Here is a 17,039-nt window from a genome sequence, read left to right on the forward strand (position 1 = left end):
ACGCGCTCCCGGCGAACGGTCAGGCGGGAAGCACGGTGAGACCGTGGGGGCGCTGGTTCATCGAAACGCATCCGTCCTCGGTGACCACCACGATGTCCTCGATGCGGGCACCCCATTCGCCGGGGAAGTAGATGCCCGGCTCGATACTGAAGGCCATCCCGGGCCGGAGTTCGAGATCGTTACCGGCGACGATGTAGGGCTCCTCGTGGACCGACAGCCCGATACCGTGGCCGGTCCGATGCACGAAGGCGGGACCGTAGCCCGCCGCCTCGAGCGGTTGCCGGGCGGCCGCGTCCACCGCTTCGGCCCGGACACCGGGACCTACCGCGGCCACCGCCGCGGCCTGGGCCTGTTCCAGTACAGCGCAGCGGGCGGCGATATCGGCATCGGGTTCACCGAGCACATAGGTGCGGGTGGAATCGGAATAGTATCCGGGTTCCACCGGGCCGCCGATATCCACGACGACCACGTCACCGGCCGCTATCCGGCGGTCGGAGAGCTCGTGGTGCGGGTTGGCGCCGTTGGGCCCGCTACCGACGATGACGAACGCGGCCCCGGTATGCCCCTCGGCCACGATGGCGTCCGCGATATCCCGGCCGACCTCCGCCTCGGTCCGCCCGACGCGCAGGAATTCCGCCATCCGGGCGTGCACCCGGTCGATGGCCGCACCCGCCCGCTGGAGCGCGGCGATCTCGGCGGCGTCCTTGATCATCCGCATTTCGCGCAGGACGGGAGTCGCCGAGACGGGCAGACCGCTGAAACTGCGGGCCAGCGGCAGCAGATGCAACGCCGGCATGGCATCGGCCACCGCCACCCGCGAGCCGATGTGCAGGGCCGATCGCACCAGCTGGTACGGGTCGACGCCGTCGACCCAGTCCAGGACCCGCAGGCCCAGTTCGTCCACCGCGGAATCACGCAGCCCGGCCAGCTCCAATTTCGGGACCACCACCGAAGGGGTGGCCTTGTCCGAGGTGACGACCAGGCAGGTGAGCCGCTCGAACGATTCGGCGGCCGAGCCGATGAGATACCTCAGATCCGGGCCGGGGGTGATGAGCAGCGCGTCCAGGTGCGCCTCGCGGATGAGTTGCACCGCCCGCTCCAGTCGTTCCCCGTAGACATCTGCCGCGAACCGTGATTCCGAATGCGCGCTCATGATCTCGAACTTACCCCGCATCATGGGGCGGAACACCTGATCGGTCGGTGCCGCCCGGTAGATTCGCCGGGTGACTACGACCGAATCCACGCCGCGTCCGCTGCTGCTGCTGGACGGAGCGAGTCTGTGGTTCCGGGCTTTCCACGCCATCCCGGACAAGATCATCGCACCCGACGGCCGCTCGGTGAACGCGCTGCGCGGTTTCACCGATATGGTCGCCTCCCTCATCACCCGCCATCGGCCCGCGCGGCTCGTGGTATGCCTGGACCTGGAGTGGCGGCCGCGCTTCCGGGTGGAGCTGGTGCCCACCTACAAAACCCACCGCCTCGATACCTCGGCGACGGCCGCGCCGGGCGCCGAGGACGTACCGGACCGGCTCACCCCACAGGTCGAGATGATCCTCGAGGTCCTGGCCGCCGCCGGGATCGCCACCGGCGGTGCCACCGGTCTGGAGGCCGACGATGTCCTGGGTACCCTCGCCTCCACCGAGCGCACCGACCCGGTGATCGTGGTCAGCGGTGACCGTGATCTGCTGCAATTGGTCCGTGACACCCCCGAACCGACGGTTCGGGTGCTGTATGCGGGTCGTGGCCTGGCGAAGGCGGAGCTCTTCGGTCCCGCCGAGGTGGCGGAGAAATACGGTGTGCCGCGGGAGAACGCCGGCCCCGCCTACGCGGATATGGCGACCCTGCGCGGGGATTCCTCCGACGGCCTGCCGGGTGCGGCCGGTATCGGCGAGAAAACCGCCGCCACGTTGATCCGACGGTTCGGTTCGCTCGAGGCGCTGCGGGCCGCCGTGGACGATCCCGGTTCGGACCTCGCCCAGGGGGTCCGCGCGAAACTGCGGGCCGCGGCGGAGTATCTGGACGCGGCGGCCCCGGTGGTACGTGTGGTTCGGGACGCGGATGTGATCCTGTCCCGGCCCGATATCCTGCATCCCATCCCGGCCGACATGGACGCGCTGTACGAACTGGCTCGCCGCTACAACGCGGAGAGCCCGGTCGAGCGGCTCGTCAAGGCTCTGGCCACCTGCGCCTGAGTTCCCGCGGCCGCACCGGCGGGCCGGACATCGAACGGTCGCCGGGATCGGTGCCCGCCCGGCGGGGTGCGACTCGCTTATCGAGGCGAAGGGAGCTCCCCGGTATCGGAGAGATATCCGGCGATAACGGCGAGTTTGGTATTCGTATGCTGGCTGGCGCGCACGAGCAGGGCGAAAGCTTGATCGGCGGTGAGTTTGTGCCGCTCCATGAGAATGCCCTTGGCCTGACCGATCAGATCACGGGTATCGATCGCTTGCTCCAGTTGGGTGACCTGCTGGGCGGAGGCCATGGCCACGGCGGCATGGGCGGCGAAAAGCGGGCCGACCCGCTCGGATTCGGGGGTGAAAGCCCGGGGCAGAGGAGAATAGACGTTGAGGGCGCCGAGGTCCTGAGCGGTGACGTAGAGCCGGAAGGACAGCATACTGCCGATGCCCAGCTCGGCGGCCCGGGCGGCGAAACGCGGCCACCGGGGTTCGTCGGAGGTATCCGGCAGGGATACGGTATGCGTTTCGTACAGCACATCGAGGCACGGTCCCTCGCCCGTGTCGATCTGGGCTCGGTCGACCCGGTAGACGATATCCGCGGAGGCGACCGGGGTACGCATCGTCTTCCGCCCGGCGAAAACCGAGATTCCCGCGTAGGCCGCGCCGGGCACCGTGTGCACCGCGGTCTCGACGATCCCCGCGAGCGTCGATTTCACATCGTCCTGGGCTTCCAGGTAGCGGGCCAGATCGCCCAATCGCACGGCGAGATCTTCCGCGGAGCTCCCGGTAGCGGTGGTCTCCTGCCCCGGCTCATGGCCCGGGCCGCCGTGCGTCTCCGCCGTCATCGGTGCGATACCGCCTTTCGGACAGTCCCCGCCCGGACACCGCGCGGCGAGGACGCCCGGCTCCGCTTCCGGGGAATGGGTGCGTAGCACCCACCTTATGTCGCCCTTCGGCGTGACGTTCGGCAGCGGCGCTTCGGCGACAGCCACGGCGGCGGAAGCGATCGGTATCCCGGACGCGGCTACCGGCCGCGCCGCAGGGAAGCCGGTTGCTGCGGACCCTGGAAATCGCTCCCGGGCCCGGCGGCGTTCCCCCCGGACAGCAGGCGCAAACGTACTTCGGGTTCGAATTCCGGCTCGTCCGGAAGAATCCGCGGCGGCTGGTAGCGGGGCGGGCGGACGACCGACGGTGTGCTCCGCTTGTGCAGTTCGAAAACGGTCAATGCCCCGACCACGGTCGAGCGGACGGACAAATGGGCGAGCCGGGGGTCGCCGCCGGCGATGCGGACGAGCCGGACGTCGGAGGTGACCAGGCATATCTCCACACCGTCGCCACGGCACCGCCGGGCCTCCTCCGCCAGGGCGGCAAGGGTGCGCAGCGAGAGGAAGTCGAGCCTGGTGGCGTCGACGATGAGCGCGCCCCGAGCGGTTCGAGCCGCCTCGACGGCCTCCCGCACCTGCTGCCGCCACAACGGCAGGGTGTAGGCGTCCGCCTCGCCGCGGGCCGACAGGACGATGATGTCCCCTCGGCGCCGGAGGCGGAAAGCCAGTTGCTGGTCGGGTGATCTCATATACCGGCGTGAGGAAGGAGTCGAAAAGACAGGCGCAGTGCTGACATGGGGATTCATATGCATCCGAATCGGATCGGGATGCGCGAAGCATCCGGTCACGCCAACCCTGCTTCTCAAGGCAAATTCGTGAACCCGTGCTCCCACAGCATACATGCCGGCACTGTTCGTGCCGGAAGAGCAGCCGAGCCGGCACCTCGGCCGCTATCCGGCGCGGCGGGACCGAGCACCCCGGGAGAACACCGCCGGGCCGACGGTTCGCGCACACCCACCGGAAACGGAAAAACCCCGCCGGTAGCAGCTTCCGGCGGGGACGAACCGTCGTGCGAATCAGCTGGGGCGGCCGACCTCGTAGGTGCCGTCCTCCTTGGTGATCTTGATATTGACCTTCTTGGCCTCGCCGCCGACCTTCAGATCACAGGTGAACGTCGCGTCCACCGCGACCTCCTGGCCCGCCGGGCACTGGACATCCTTCACATCCTCGATCCCGTAGGAATCCTCGAGCACCTTCGCCACCCCGGTCTGCACGGCCGCCTGATCGAGCTGGTCCTTCGAGGTGAGCAGCAGAATCGCCGCGACCACGCCACCGACCACCACCAGGGCGGCCACCGCGAGTCCGATGATCAAGCCGGTTTTCTTGCCGCCCCCGGAAGCCGGCTGCTGCCCCCACTGCTGCGGGGCGGGCTGGCCCCACTGCCCGGACTGCGGCTGCTGCTGGCCCCACTGCTGCTGACCCGGATCACCCCACTGCTGCTGCGGTTGCTGCTGACCGGAGTCGCCCCACTGCTGTTGCGGTTGCTGCTGGTTGGGGTCACCCCACTGCTGCTGGGGCTGCTGCCCCCACTGCTGCTGCCCCTCCCACTGCTGCGGCTGGGGCTGCTGCGGTTGCGGCTGTGGCTGGCTCCACTGCTGCTGCGGGGGCTGGGGCGCGGGCTGCCACTGTTGCGCGCCCGGATCGCTACCCCACTGCTGAGTGGGCTGCGCCTGCTGCGGATCGGGCTGATTCACCGGGGGCTGCGAGGGCTGCTGGCTCCCCCACTGCGGCGCGCCGCCGGGCGGCTGCTGCCCACCCCAGACCTGGGTGGGATCGTTACGTCCCTCCCCGGTTCCCGGGACGTCGTTCGGTCCGTACGGCCCGCTCATCTGGTTGCCTCCACTCGCATCGTCAAACACACGGTAGCCCCCCGCGTGCGGTTGAAATCAAATCACAATCGATGGTCTCACGCCGCGTCCACCGCGACGACGCCACGCCGAATCGCCCGCACGGCCTTGGCCGCGGTCGCCGCGACTTCGGTATCGTCCGCGGTGGTGTGGATCTGATCGAGCAGATCGATGACCTGCCGGCACCAGCGCACGAAATCCCCGGCCGACAGCGGTGTTCCCTGATCACCGCTGGCCAGCAGCGAATCCGCCAGCGCGTCACCACGCGCCCATTTATAGATACCGGTCACGAACCCGAGATCGGGTTCCCGGCTCGGCGCCAGCCGGTGTTCGGCCTCGTCTTCGCGCAGCTGGGACCACTGGGAAATCGTATCGGCCACCGCGCGCCGAATGGGCGCCGTCGGGCCGGCGGCACCGAGATACCCGCCCTCCGAGCGCGATTCGTACACCAGGATCGATACCACGGCGGCCAGTTCGGCCGGCCCGAGCCCGCGCCACAGGCCCTGGCGCAGGCATTCGGCCACCAGCAGATCGCTTTCGGCGTAGATACGGGCCAGCCGCCGCCCGTCGGCGGTGACCTCCCCGTCGCGGACGAACCCGCGCTCCTCGAGCAGGCCGACGATCCGGTCGAAGGTGCGAGCCAGCGAATTGGTGGTCGCCGCGACCTTCTGCCGCATGGTCTCGGTCTCCCGCCGCACCCGGTTGTACCGTTCCCCGATGCGGGCCAGTTGTTCCCGGTCCGGCCGGGAATGCGCCGGATGGGCACGTAAGGTGCGCCGCAGCGTGGCGAGCTCGGGATCATCGGCCCCGTGGGCGCGTTTGTCACGGCGCGGCCGGTGCGGCGCGGTGATTCCGGTACTGCGCAGTGCCGACGCCAGATCGCGGCGAGTGCGGGCGGTCCGGTGATCGACCCGGCGGGGCAACCGCATCCGGCCCAGCGGCTGCGCCGGAACCGGGAAATCGGCGACCGAAACCCGGCCGGCCCACTTGTCCTCGGTGAGAACCAGCGGCCGAGGATCGCCAGGGGTGGCGTCGGGCTCCAGGATCACCGCCAGCCCGGCCCGGCGCCCCGCGCCGATGGCGACCACATCACCGCGACGCAGCTCGGTGAGCGCGGCGACCACCGCGGTGCGCCGATCGGTCCGGGTCTGCTGATCGAGCCGGCGTTCGCGCTGTTTGATCCGCTCCCGCAAGGTGAAGTATTCGAGGAAGTCACCGTCCTCGCCCCCCAGCTGGGCGGCCAGCTTACGCAACTGCCCCTCATTGCGTTCGATACCGCGCACCAGCCCGACCACCGACCGGTCCGCCTGGAACTGCGCGAAGGAACGCTCCAGCAGCATACGGGCCTCTTCGGCACCGAGCCGGTCGATCAGGTTGATCGACATGTTGTAGCCGGGCCGGAACGAGCTGCGCAGCGGATAGGTCCGGGTGGAGGCGAGACCCGCGACCGCACTGGTGTCCACCTCCGGCTGCCACAGCACCACCGCATGTCCCTCGACGTCGATACCGCGACGCCCGGCCCGCCCCGTGAGCTGCGTGTACTCCCCCGGGGTGAGTTCCGCGTGCGTTTCCCCGTTGAATTTGACCAGCCGTTCGAGCACCACCGTGCGGGCGGGCATATTGATACCGAGCGCCAGGGTCTCGGTAGCGAAAACGGCGCGAACCAGCCCTTTGACGAACAGATCCTCCACGGTGTGCCGGAACGCGGGCAACATCCCGGCATGATGCGCCGCCAGGCCCCGATGCAGCGCCTCCCGCCATTCCCAGTAACCGAGCACCTCGAGATCGGAACGAGGAAGCTCCCCGGTGTGCTTGTCGATGATCGCGTCGATCACCTCGGGATCACTGTCACCGCTGAGATCCAGTCCGGAGCGCAGGCACTGGGCCAGCGCTCCATCACAGCCGGCCCGGCTGAACACGAACGTGATGGCCGGCAGCAGACCTTCGTCGTCCAGCTTGGCCAGCACCTCCGGCCGGGGCAGCGGACGGAAGAAGCGCCGCGGACCGCCACGCCCGCGGGGGCCGCCCCAGCCCTCCATCCGATCGGCGGCCTCGCGCTGTTTGATATAGCGCACCAGATCGGAATCCACCAGCACCCGCTGGTCGGAGGATTCGCTGTCGAACAGGTCGAACATACGACGGCCGACCATGACGTGCTGCCACAGCGGCACCGGACGGGTCTCGTCCACCACCACCGTGGTGTTCCCGCGCACGGTCTCCATCCAGGCACCGAACTCCTCGGCATTGGACACCGTGGCGGACAGGCTCACCAGCCGCACCTCGGGCGGCAGGTGGAGAATGACCTCCTCCCAGACCGCGCCGCGGAACCGGTCGGCCAGGTAGTGCACCTCGTCCATCACCACATACGACAGCGCGCGCAACGCATCGGAGGAGGCGTAGATCATATTCCGCAGCACCTCGGTGGTCATCACGACCACCTGGGCGTCCGGGTTGATCGACTGATCGCCGGTGAGCAGACCCACCCGCGCTCGACCGTAGCGTTCGGTGAGGTCGGCGAATTTCTGGTTGGACAGTGCCTTGATGGGGGTGGTGTAGAAGCATTTGCCGCCGGAGACCAGCGCCAGATGCACCGCGAATTCCCCGACGACGGTTTTACCGGCGCCGGTGGGCGCGCAGACCAGTACCCCGTGCCCCTCCTCGAGGGCGGTACAGGCCTGGCGCTGGAAGGGGTCCAGCTCGAATGTCAGCTGGGCGGCGAACCGGGACAGTTCGGCGGTCAGCGACGCGTTCGGTGTCACGGGTCCGAGACTAATCGAGGAACCCGACACCGGTCGCGCCGATAAACCGCGCGAACCGGCCGGTGACGATCAGAGAGTGTCCGAATAGTCCGTGGTGGTCCGGTCGGTGGAACCGGGAGCGGGTACCGGATCGGCGGGCCGGATCGGCGTCGCCGGGCCGACCGAGCCCGGCGCCTCGATCCGGGAGGCCTCCTCGTCGTCGAGCGTGCCCCATTCCCGCTCCCGGCGCCGGGCCCGTCGTTTGTCGTTGACCCGGGCGAACTGCACCGCGAACTCGAAGAGCACGGTCAGCGCCAGCGCCAGCGCCAGCATCGAGAACGGATCCTGCGGCGTGACGATGGCCGCGAAGACGAACAGACCGAAGATGATGCCGCGCCGCCACGCCTTCAAACGCTCGTAGGGAAGGATCCCGATCAGATTGAGGCCGATGATCAGCAGCGGCGTTTCGAAACTGACACCGAAGATGATCAGCAGCTGGATGATGAAACCGAAGTACTGCGAACCGCTCAAGGCGGTGATCTGCACATTGTCACCGATGCTGAGCAGGAAGCTCAGGGCGTGGGCGATAACCCAGTACGCCAGCACCGCGCCACCCACGAAGAGCACCGAACCGGTGGCCACGAACCCGATCGCATACCTGCGTTCCTTCGGGTACAGACCCGGCGTGATGAAGGCCCACGCCTGATAGAGCCACACCGGGCAGGCCAGCACCACACCCGCCGTGACACCGACTTTCAAGCGGAGCATGAACTGCTCGAACGGTGCCGTGGCCAGCAATCGGCATTCCCCGTCCGGGGAGAGCGAGGCGCGCGTGGACGCGGGGAGGTCACAGTAGGGGCCGCGCAGGATCTCACCGAGACTGTCCAGGCCCAGGAACGAATGCGCATACCACAGGAAGCCCACGATCGTGGTGAGGACAACGGCGGCGAGCGAGATCAACAGCCGGGTCCGCAGCTCCCGGAGATGCTCGACCAGCGACATCGTGCCGTCGGGATTGGTCCGGCGTTTACTGCGCCGGGGGTCGAACGGAATTCGCATGGTGTATGGATGCCCTCGTATCAGCGTGCCTCGCTCCGCTCGGCCTGCGGCACTGCGCCATGGCCCCGTGACGGTTTCTCGCCCGGGCTACGGTCAGGGCCCGGTCGGCAGCGCCGGGTCGACAGCCGTCGTATCCGCGGCGCCGGCCGGCCGACTCCACGGATACGGGCCTCAGAGCGTTTTCGACTCGCTCCGGGTCTCCGTGGTGGACGTACCCGCCTCACGGCCGGACGGCAGCTCCGGAGCCGGCTGCGCGGCGGGGCTCGCGGATTTACCGTCGTTGTGCATCTCGCTCACCTCGCTCTTGAAGATGCGCAGCGACCGGCCGAGACTGCGGGCCGCGTCGGGCATCCGCTTCGCGCCGAAGAACACCACGAACAGCGCCGCGATGATCAGCCAGTGCCAGATGCTCAGACTGCCCATTGTGGTTACCTCCCAAGACTGTGGTCTTACCGATGCTACCTGGCGCAACGGCGGCCCCGAACGCAACCGGGAGCGACGACCCACACATCGCACCGCGGGTGAACCGGTGGTTACCGGAACACCGGATTCCGGGGTCGCGTGCCCGCCCGGCCCCACTCGGACCGGCTACCCCAAACCGGCCGCGGCATAGGCCGCCAGCGCCGCCTCGGACCGATCCCGCACCGCCTCCACCAGCTCCGGCGGGCCCAGTACGGTGATCCCGGAACCGAACCCGAGCACCAGGCGCGCCATCCAGTCCAGGGTGGCGAACCGCATCGTCGTCTCCAGGCGACCGTCCGGGTGGAGCGCCACCCGGTGCATCGGATACTGCTCCAGCACCCAGGCGTGATCGGCGGCGATCGACAACCGTGCCAGCGGCACCGCGGGATCGTCCTGGAACAGGTCCAGCCCTTCCGCGGTATCGCGGACCTCACGCGGCGGGTGGGCCGGCTCGTCGAGCTCGGCCGCCGATTCGATCCGGTCGAAGCGGAACAACCGCACGCCCTCGGCCTCGCGGCACCACCCCTGCAAATAGCTGTTGTCGTCCACGGCGACGATACGGATGGGATCGACCACCCGCTCCGAAACCACATCGCGACTGGCCGAGTAGTACTCCAGGCGCAACGCCCGGCGCGCCGCCACCGCCGAACGCACGGCGGCCACCGCGGGGGCCTCCGCGGGCGGATCACCCGCCGCACCGCCACCGGTGACACCGGTCGGCGCGGCCCCCGATATCGCCGCCTCGAGTTTGGCGATCGCCGCATGCGCGGCCGTCGGATCCACCATGCCGGGCAGGTCCACGAGCGACCGCAGCGCCACCAGCACCGCGGTCGCCTCGGTGGAGGTCAGTCGCAGCGGACGTTCGATCCCGGCGGTGAAGGTCACCTGCACGCTCTCCTCGGAGAACGACAGATCGATCAGGTCACCGGGCCCGTACCCGGGCAGGCCACACATCCACAGCTGATTGAGATCGGCCATCAACTGTTTGGTGCTCACCCCCAGATCCGCGGCGGCCTCGGCCGCGCTGATACCCGGATTGGCCACGAAATACGGCACCATGTTCAACAGGCGCGACAGCCGCGCGGACAGCCGGGTACTCACAACGCCACCTCACTGCGGCCGATCACCGAGCGCAGCCGCGCCATCACATCGGCCCGCAGTTCCGCGGGCTCCAGCACCAGTGCGTCGGGGCCCAGCCCGGTGATCAGCCGGGCCAGCCAGTACTGCGAACGAATCGGCACCTCCAGCACACTCCCCGGCCGGCCCGCGACGACCCTGCTTCCGGTCACCTCACCGATCCGGCGCAGATCCCGCCCGCGGCCCTGCGCCACCCAGATCGTCGCCGAACCGGTCACCGGCGCGCTACCGGTGACGCGGGTGACGATCTCACGCAGGTCGGTCCCGGCGGGCGCGCGGACGGCGTTACGCGGACCATAGGGCGTGATCTCCTCGCCGATCCGGGACAGCCGGAAGGTACGCACGGCGTCACGGTCCCGATCGTGCCCCACCAGATACCAGCGGCCCCGTAACGTGACCACACCCCACGGCTCCACATCGCGCATCAGATACGGGGCGTTGCTCGCGCCCCGATGCTCGAACCGCACCGCTCGACCGGCGTCGATAGCGGCCAGCAGTTTTCCCAGCACGGGCTCGGACCCGCGGGTACGCGCGGGCACCGCGGGGATTGCGGCGAACGCGGTATCGGTCTCCACATGCACCCCGGCGGCCCGCAACTTCAACAACGCCCCGGCGGCGGCCGACGCGAGCTCGGGAGACTCCCACATCTGCAGGGCCACGGCGACAGCCGCGGACTCCTCACTGGTCAGGTCGATATCGGGTAGTTCGTAGGCGTCCCGGTTGATCCGGTACCCCTCGATGGTGGAGAACTGCCCGGAGGGCCCCACCTCCAGCGGTATGCCCAGATCCCGGAGCTCGTTCTTATCCCGCTCGAACATACGGCTGAACGCCTCGTCGCTGGCACAATCCTCGTAACCCGCGACGCTTTCCCGGATTCGCTCCGCGGTCAGGAACTGCCGGGTCGACAGCAGCGCGATGACCAGATTCATCAGCCGCTCGACCTTGGATATCGCCACCCGAACAGGGTAATGCAGTGTTATTTGGCGGCGCCTGCGGCGCCGCGGGGTTGAGCCCCCTTGGCGTCGTGCTTCAGCACTCGAGACTCGCGCCTGCGGCGCATGCGCTTCGCGGGCTGAAGCACGACGCGGGCTCAACCCTTTATGGGCCTCGCAAGCCTCGGCGCTGGGTGGTTACGCCAGATGCGGACCATCTGTTCCCGAGGTCGGAGCTGCCGGACTGCGGGGTGGTTCCGTGTGGGGAGTGCATACGGGTGACTTCCCTGGCCGGGGGGTGTCTCGGTGGTTGTGTTTTCGCGGAGGGTGTCCTCCGTGGTTCGGGGCCCGTCTCGGGTCTGGAGCGACCAGAGGGAGGGAGCGCAGCGACCGACCGGCGGGAGTGAAGACCCGAGACACAAGGGGGCCCCGAACCCGCGCGCGCCAGCGCGCCAAAAACACAGCACCTTCGCGAGGCGGTTCACCTCCCACCTCAGCGGCCCAACTCACCTCCCGGCTCAGCGGCCCAACTCACCTCCCGGCTCAGCGGCCCAACTCACCTCCCGGCTCAGATAGCCGGGCCACCCCTGCCCCGGCTATCTGTACGCCGACCATGTGTGCGTCCGTACACAGCAGTGCACAAGGGCGGGGAGCACCTGTGGATCCGGGCCTTCTACATCGAGGCGATCAGGCGGTCCACCCGTTCGTCCACCGAGCGGAACGGGTCCTTGCACAGCACCGTGCGCTGAGCTTGATCATTCAACTTGAGGTGTACCCAGTCGACCGTGAAATCGCGGCCGGCCGCCTGGGCGGCGGTGATGAAATCACCGCGCAGTTTGGCCCGGGTGGTCTGCGGTGGGGTGTCCACCGCGGCGTCGACCGCGTCGTCCTCGGTGATCCGTTTGGCCAGCCCCTTGCGCTGCAGCAGGTCGAAGACGCCGCGGCCGCGTTTGATGTCGTGGTAGGCCAGATCCAGCTGGGCGATCTTCGGGTCGGACAATTCCATCCCGTAACGGTCCTGGTAGCGCTGGAACAACTTGCGTTTGATCACCCAGTCGATCTCGGTGTCGACCTTGGCGAAATCCTGGGACTCCACCGCGTCCAGTGTGCGGCCCCACAGATCCACCACCTGGTCGATCTGCGGATCGCGTTCCCGGTTGCGCAGATGCTCCACGGCACGCGTGTAGTACTCACGCTGGATATCGAGAGCGCTGGCCTGCCGCCCACCGGCCAGCCGGACCGGACGGCGACCGGTGAGATCGTGGCTGACCTCCCGGATCGCCCGGATCGGGTTGTCCAGGGCGAAATCGCGGAACGAGACCCCGGCCTCGATCATCTCCAGCACCAGCGCGGCGGTACCGACCTTGAGCATGGTCGTCGTCTCGGCCATATTCGAATCGCCCACGATGACGTGCAGCCGCCGGTATTTCTCGGCATCGGCGTGCGGTTCGTCGCGGGTGTTGATGATCGGACGCGAGCGGGTGGTCGCCGAGGAGACCCCCTCCCAGATGTGCTCGGCCCGCTGCGACAGGCAATAGGTGGCCGCCTTCGGGGTCTGCAGTACCTTACCGGCCCCGCAGATCAACTGCCGGGTGACCAGGAACGGCAACAGCACATCGGAGATCCGGGAGAATTCCCCGGCCCGCACGACCAGGAAGTTCTCATGGCAACCGTAGGAGTTGCCGGCCGAATCGGTGTTGTTCTTGAACAGGTAGATGTCCCCGCCGATTCCCTCCTCCGCGAGGCGCTGCTCGGCGTCGATGAGCAACTCCTCCAGTACTCGCTCCCCGGCCCGGTCGTGGGTGACCAGTTGGACCAGGCTGTCGCATTCGGCGGTGGCGTATTCCGGATGCGAACCGACGTCGAGGTAGAGCCGGGCGCCGTTACGAAGGAACACATTGGAGCTGCGCCCCCACGACACCACCCGGCGGAACAGATACCGGGCCACCTCGTCGGGGCTGAGCCGACGGTGTCCGTGGAAGGTGCACGTCACACCGAATTCGGTCTCGATCCCCATAATTCGTCGCTGCACACTATCGAGGTTACAGCGCTGGATGATTCCTGCGGGTCGGTGTGGAAAACCCGATGTATACGGCTTCGCAACGATTCGCTCGGCGATCGTTCGCCGAATGGGTGCCGGACGCGAGAAATCCACTGCCGCGCGGCCGTCCCGCGACGAACGGAAGACCATCGCCCCGCGCCCGCCGATCGTCACTTTCGCGCAGCGTTGCGGGCCGCACGCCTGTGGCGGCGTGCGGCCCGCAACGGCGAATACGCGGCGGAGCCGGCCGCGATCAGCCGGATGTCTTCTTCTCGCCCGGTTCGCCGTCCTCCACCGTCCCCGACGCCAGCAGTTGCTCCAGCGCTGCCCGGCCGATGCGGCGGAACGCCCGCCGCGGCCGTGCCTGTTCCAGGGTGGCGACCTCCAGCGAACCGACGCCGAGTGTCCGCTTCTCCTTGTCGATACCGTCGGGCATACCCGCCTGCAGGGCAGCGACCGCCACCCCGACCGCGGACGGAAGATCCAGGCCCGGGCGGTAGGAATCCTTCAGCGCCGCGGTGATGGGCTCGGTGGTCCCGCCCATCACCACGTACTCGCGTTCGTCGACGATCGAACCGTCGAAGGTGATCCGGTAGAGCACCGATTCCGGCTCCTGCTCCGGATAACCCACCTCCGCGACGCAGATCTCCACCTCGTACGGTTTGAGCTGATCGGTGAAGATCGATCCCAGACCCTGGGCGTAGGCGTTGGCCAGGGCTCGGCCCGTCACATCGCGCCGGTCGTACTGGTAGCCCCGCAGATCGGCCTGCAGGATCCCGGCCCGGCGCAGGTTCTCGAACTCGTTGTACTTACCGACAGCGGCGAAACCGGTCCGGTCGTAGAGTTCGCTGACCTTGTGCAGGGTCGCGGACGGATTCTCCGCCACGAACACCACGCCCCGGTCGTAGGCCAGTACCACGACACTGCGGCCCCGGGCGATACCTTTACGCGCGAGCTCGGTCTTGTCGCGCATGATCTGCTCGGCGGACGCATACAGCGGCAGGGTCATGCCCGGGCGCTCCCTTCCTCGGCGGCCTCGCGGTCCGCGGCGATACCGCGCGCGATCTCCTCGAGCCGGGATTCGGCGACCTCGACCGCGCCCTCGTCGTCGATGAGGATCGCCGTCGGGTAGATACCACGCAGCAGATCCGGCCCGCCGGTGGCGGTATCGTCGTCGGACGCGTCGACCAGGGCCTCGACCGCTATCCGCAGCGCGCGATCGGCGTCGATACCCTTGGCGTACAACTTCTTCAACGAAGTCTTGGCGAACAGCGAGCCGGAGCCCACGGCGGTGAAACCGAACCGCTCCTCGCTACGCCCGCCGACCACGTCGAAGGAGACGATGCGGCCGGCCCGGTCCGGATCGGTGGCCTGCTGGTCGTAGCCGACCAGTAGCGGCACCACCGCCAGCCCCTGCATGGCGGCCGGTAGGTTGTCACGCACCATCTTCGACAGCTTGTTGGCCTTACCGTCGAAGGTCAGCGAAACACCCTCGATTTTCTCGTAGTGTTCGAGTTCCACCGCGAACAGGCGCACCAGTTCGATGGCCATGCCCACGGTCCCGGCGATACCGGTCGCCGAGTAGGTATCGGTGATATGGACCTTCTCCACATCGCGGCCCGCCAGCAGGTTGCCCTGGGTGGAGCGCCGGTCGCCGGCGATCAGGACCCCGCCCCGGTAGGAGACCGCCACCACGGTGGTTCCGTGCGGTGCGATATCCCCCGCGGCACCGCCGCCGGGATTCCCGGCGGCGGTGGGCTGGTTCAGCGCATCGAATCGGTTGCCCGGCAACAGATCCGGTGCGTGCTGACGCAAATGTTCGGAAAAGGACGACAGGGCGTACCCCAGATGGAGACGCGAGGGGTCACCTGCGGTCACTGGCCACCTTTCTGCACGTAGGCACGAACGAAGTCTTCGGCATTCTCTTCGAGCACATCGTCGATCTCGTCGAGCAGGTCGTCGGTGTCCTCCGCCAGCTTCTCGCGCCGCTCCTGACCCGCGGCGTCGACGCCGTCCAGGCCCTCGTCATCGTCGCCGCCCCCGGCGCGTTTGGTCTGCTCTTGTGCCATCGCAGCCGACCTCCTCTGTTTTCCACCGACCGGACGCTGGTGCGTACCGGACGAATCGTGAGCAGCCTCTGTGCTCGTTCTTCAACACTACCCAGCCGGGACGACACGTAGTCGGATTACGTCCGACCCGGGCGGTGGCGATACCGTGGCGACCGCCCGGGAACGAACTAGGTGGTCAGCTGTTCCACCAGTTCAGCGGCGGTGTCGACACCGTCGAGGAGCTTACCGACATGGGCTTTGGTCCCCCGCCGCGGCTCGAGGGTGGGGATCCGCACCAGCGAATCGCCGCCCAGGTCGAAGATCACCGAGTCCCAGCTGGCGGCCGCGATATCGGCGCCGAACCGGCGCAGGCATTCACCTCGGAAGTACGCGCGGGTATCGGTGGGTGGCTGGGTCATCGCGTCGAGCACCTGCTGCTCGGTCACCAGGCGTTTCATCGAGCCCCGGGCCACCAGCCGGTTGTACAGGCCCTTGTCGAGCCGCACGTCGGAATACTGCAGATCCATCAGATGCAGCTTCGGCGCCGCCCAGCCCAGGCCCTCCCGGCTGCGCATTCCCTCGAGCAGCCGCAGTTTGGCGGGCCAGTCCAGGAGGTTCGCGCATTCCATGGGGTCGCGTTCGAGCAGGTCCAGGACCATCGACCAGTTGTCGAGGATATCGCGCACCCGCTCGTCCTCGTTGCCCTGCTCCTCGACGAATTTCGCAACTCGTTCGTGATAGAGCCGCTGAATGGCCAACCCGGTGAGTTCGCGTCCGTCGGCCAGGGCCACGGTGGCACGCAGGGTGGGATCGTGGCTGATGGTGTGCACCGCGGTGACGGGGCGGGCCAGCTGGAGGTCGGAGAGGTCCGCGCCCGATTCGATGAGGTCCAGTACCAGGGCGGTGGTGCCCACCTTGAGGTAGGTCGACATCTCGGCGAGGTTGGCGTCCCCGATGATGACGTGCAGCCGGCGGTACTTGTCGGCGTCGGCGTGCGGTTCGTCGCGGGTGTTGATGATGCCGCGTTTGAGCGTGGTCTCCAGACCCACCTCGACCTCGATGTAGTCCGAGCGCTGGGAGAGCTGGAAACCGGCGTTGTCGCCCGACTGCCCGAGCCCGACACGTCCGGATCCGCAGATCACCTGGCGGGAGACGAAGAAGGGGGTGAGCCCCAGAATAACCGCGTTGAAGGGGGTCTCGCGGCTCATCAGATAGTTCTCGTGGGTGCCGTAGGAGGCGCCCTTGCCGTCGACGTTGTTCTTGTACAGCTGCATACGCGGCGCACCCGGCACGCTGGAAGCGTGCCGAGCGGCCGCCTCCATCACCCGCTCACCGGCCTTGTCCCAGATCACCGCGTCCAGCGGATCGGTGACCTCGGGGGCGGAGTACTCCGGATGCGCGTGGTCGACGTAGAGCCGGGCGCCGTTGGTGAGGATCATATTCGCCGCCCCGACCTCGTCGGCGTCGATCACCGGTGCCGGACCGTTCATCCGGCTCAGGTCGAAACCACGGGCGTCGCGCAGCGGCGATTCCACCTCGTAATCCCACCGGGTGCGCTTGGCGCGTGGCACCCCCTCCGCGGCGGCATAGGCCAGAACCGCCTGCGTCGAGGTGAGGATCGGGTTGGCCGACGGCTCGGTAGGCGTGGAGATTCCGTATTCGACCTCGATACCGATGATGCGCTGCATGGGTTCGAGAGTAGGCGACGACGGGC

General features: G+C 68.1%; 15 protein-coding genes. 1 reads left to right on the forward strand and 14 read right to left on the reverse strand.

The annotated features are described in order from the left end of the window. Nucleotides 1–19 precede the first annotated feature (19 nt). Nucleotides 20–1,153 carry a M24 family metallopeptidase gene (locus ACYR7D_RS24375; RefSeq protein ID WP_459546848.1) on the reverse strand — a complete coding sequence of 378 codons (1,134 nt, stop codon included), beginning with the start codon at nucleotides 1,151–1,153 and terminating at the stop codon, nucleotides 20–22. Nucleotides 1,154–1,223: 70 nt separating this feature from the next. Between ACYR7D_RS24375 and ACYR7D_RS24380 the strand changes: the two genes are divergently transcribed. Beyond that, the gene (locus ACYR7D_RS24380) at nucleotides 1,224–2,192 is read left to right on the forward strand and encodes a 5'-3' exonuclease (RefSeq protein WP_459546849.1); all 969 of its coding nucleotides are present in this window, start codon (nucleotides 1,224–1,226) and stop codon (nucleotides 2,190–2,192) included. Nucleotides 2,193–2,269: 77 nt separating this feature from the next. Here the strand turns inward: ACYR7D_RS24380 and ACYR7D_RS24385 are convergent, their stop codons facing one another. The 13 genes from ACYR7D_RS24385 to dop form a co-directional block, all read right to left on the reverse strand. Continuing rightward, complete coding sequence (locus tag ACYR7D_RS24385; RefSeq protein ID WP_459546850.1) at nucleotides 2,270–3,022, reverse strand: GAF and ANTAR domain-containing protein; 753 nt, start codon at nucleotides 3,020–3,022, stop codon at nucleotides 2,270–2,272. Nucleotides 3,023–3,201: 179 nt separating this feature from the next. Beyond that, nucleotides 3,202–3,750, reverse strand: a complete 549-nt coding sequence (locus ACYR7D_RS24390; protein WP_459546851.1) for an STAS domain-containing protein — start codon at nucleotides 3,748–3,750, stop codon at nucleotides 3,202–3,204. 327 nt (nucleotides 3,751–4,077) lie between these two features. Beyond that, entirely contained in the window at nucleotides 4,078–4,890 is an 813-nt protein-coding gene (locus ACYR7D_RS24395) for a DUF4333 domain-containing protein (RefSeq protein ID WP_459546852.1), read from the reverse strand. Between the two features lie 77 nt (nucleotides 4,891–4,967). Next, the gene (locus tag ACYR7D_RS24400) at nucleotides 4,968–7,667 is read right to left on the reverse strand and encodes a DEAD/DEAH box helicase (RefSeq protein ID WP_459546853.1); all 2,700 of its coding nucleotides are present in this window, start codon (nucleotides 7,665–7,667) and stop codon (nucleotides 4,968–4,970) included. A 69-nt stretch (nucleotides 7,668–7,736) separates the two neighbouring features. Further along, nucleotides 7,737–8,705 (reverse strand): twin-arginine translocase subunit TatC, encoded by a 969-nt coding sequence (gene tatC, locus ACYR7D_RS24405; RefSeq protein ID WP_459546854.1) that lies wholly within the window; start codon nucleotides 8,703–8,705, stop codon nucleotides 7,737–7,739. A 171-nt stretch (nucleotides 8,706–8,876) separates the two neighbouring features. Continuing rightward, nucleotides 8,877–9,128 carry a Sec-independent protein translocase subunit TatA gene (gene tatA / locus ACYR7D_RS24410; RefSeq protein ID WP_459546855.1) on the reverse strand — a complete coding sequence of 84 codons (252 nt, stop codon included), beginning with the start codon at nucleotides 9,126–9,128 and terminating at the stop codon, nucleotides 8,877–8,879. Between the two features lie 165 nt (nucleotides 9,129–9,293). Further along, on the reverse strand, nucleotides 9,294–10,268 hold the full coding sequence (locus ACYR7D_RS24415) for a helix-turn-helix transcriptional regulator (protein ID WP_459546856.1): 975 nt from the start codon (nucleotides 10,266–10,268) through the stop codon (nucleotides 9,294–9,296). Beyond that, entirely contained in the window at nucleotides 10,265–11,260 is a 996-nt protein-coding gene (locus ACYR7D_RS24420) for a helix-turn-helix transcriptional regulator (RefSeq protein WP_459546857.1), read from the reverse strand. Before ACYR7D_RS24420 ends, ACYR7D_RS24415 begins: the two co-directional genes overlap by 4 nt. Nucleotides 11,261–11,909: 649 nt before the next feature. Then, nucleotides 11,910–13,268, reverse strand: a complete 1,359-nt coding sequence (gene pafA, locus ACYR7D_RS24425; protein ID WP_459546858.1) for a Pup--protein ligase — start codon at nucleotides 13,266–13,268, stop codon at nucleotides 11,910–11,912. Nucleotides 13,269–13,530: 262 nt separating this feature from the next. After that, complete coding sequence (gene prcA, locus ACYR7D_RS24430) at nucleotides 13,531–14,286, reverse strand: proteasome subunit alpha (protein WP_459546859.1); 756 nt, start codon at nucleotides 14,284–14,286, stop codon at nucleotides 13,531–13,533. Continuing rightward, entirely contained in the window at nucleotides 14,283–15,155 is an 873-nt protein-coding gene (prcB, locus tag ACYR7D_RS24435) for a proteasome subunit beta (RefSeq protein WP_459546860.1), read from the reverse strand. Before prcB ends, prcA begins: the two co-directional genes overlap by 4 nt. Further along, complete coding sequence (locus ACYR7D_RS24440) at nucleotides 15,152–15,346, reverse strand: ubiquitin-like protein Pup (RefSeq protein ID WP_040835795.1); 195 nt, start codon at nucleotides 15,344–15,346, stop codon at nucleotides 15,152–15,154. The genes prcB and ACYR7D_RS24440 overlap by 4 nt, the downstream gene beginning before the upstream one ends. Before the next feature lie 167 nt (nucleotides 15,347–15,513). Continuing rightward, nucleotides 15,514–17,013: a depupylase/deamidase Dop gene (gene dop / locus ACYR7D_RS24445; protein ID WP_459546861.1), complete on the reverse strand. Its 1,500-nt coding sequence runs from the start codon at nucleotides 17,011–17,013 to the stop codon at nucleotides 15,514–15,516. Nucleotides 17,014–17,039: the final 26 nt, after the last annotated feature.

The organism is Nocardia sp. X0981, assembly GCF_977089955.1.

What these genes read in the sequence shown, in the direction of transcription:
- ACYR7D_RS24375 (WP_459546848.1), bottom strand. Translation starts at nt 1,153, where the DNA reads ATGAGCGCGCATTCGGAATCACGGTTCGCGGCAGATGTCTACGGGGAA.
- ACYR7D_RS24385 (WP_459546850.1), bottom strand. Translation starts at nt 3,022, where the DNA reads ATGACGGCGGAGACGCACGGCGGCCCGGGCCATGAGCCGGGGCAGGAG.
- ACYR7D_RS24390 (WP_459546851.1), bottom strand. Translation starts at nt 3,750, where the DNA reads ATGAGATCACCCGACCAGCAACTGGCTTTCCGCCTCCGGCGCCGAGGG.
- ACYR7D_RS24395 (WP_459546852.1), bottom strand. Translation starts at nt 4,890, where the DNA reads ATGAGCGGGCCGTACGGACCGAACGACGTCCCGGGAACCGGGGAGGGA.
- tatC (WP_459546854.1), bottom strand. Translation starts at nt 8,705, where the DNA reads ATGCGAATTCCGTTCGACCCCCGGCGCAGTAAACGCCGGACCAATCCC.
- tatA (WP_459546855.1), bottom strand. Translation starts at nt 9,128, where the DNA reads ATGGGCAGTCTGAGCATCTGGCACTGGCTGATCATCGCGGCGCTGTTC.
- prcA (WP_459546859.1), bottom strand. Translation starts at nt 14,286, where the DNA reads ATGACCCTGCCGCTGTATGCGTCCGCCGAGCAGATCATGCGCGACAAG.
- ACYR7D_RS24440 (WP_040835795.1), bottom strand. Translation starts at nt 15,346, where the DNA reads ATGGCACAAGAGCAGACCAAACGCGCCGGGGGCGGCGACGATGACGAG.
- dop (WP_459546861.1), bottom strand. Translation starts at nt 17,013, where the DNA reads ATGCAGCGCATCATCGGTATCGAGGTCGAATACGGAATCTCCACGCCT.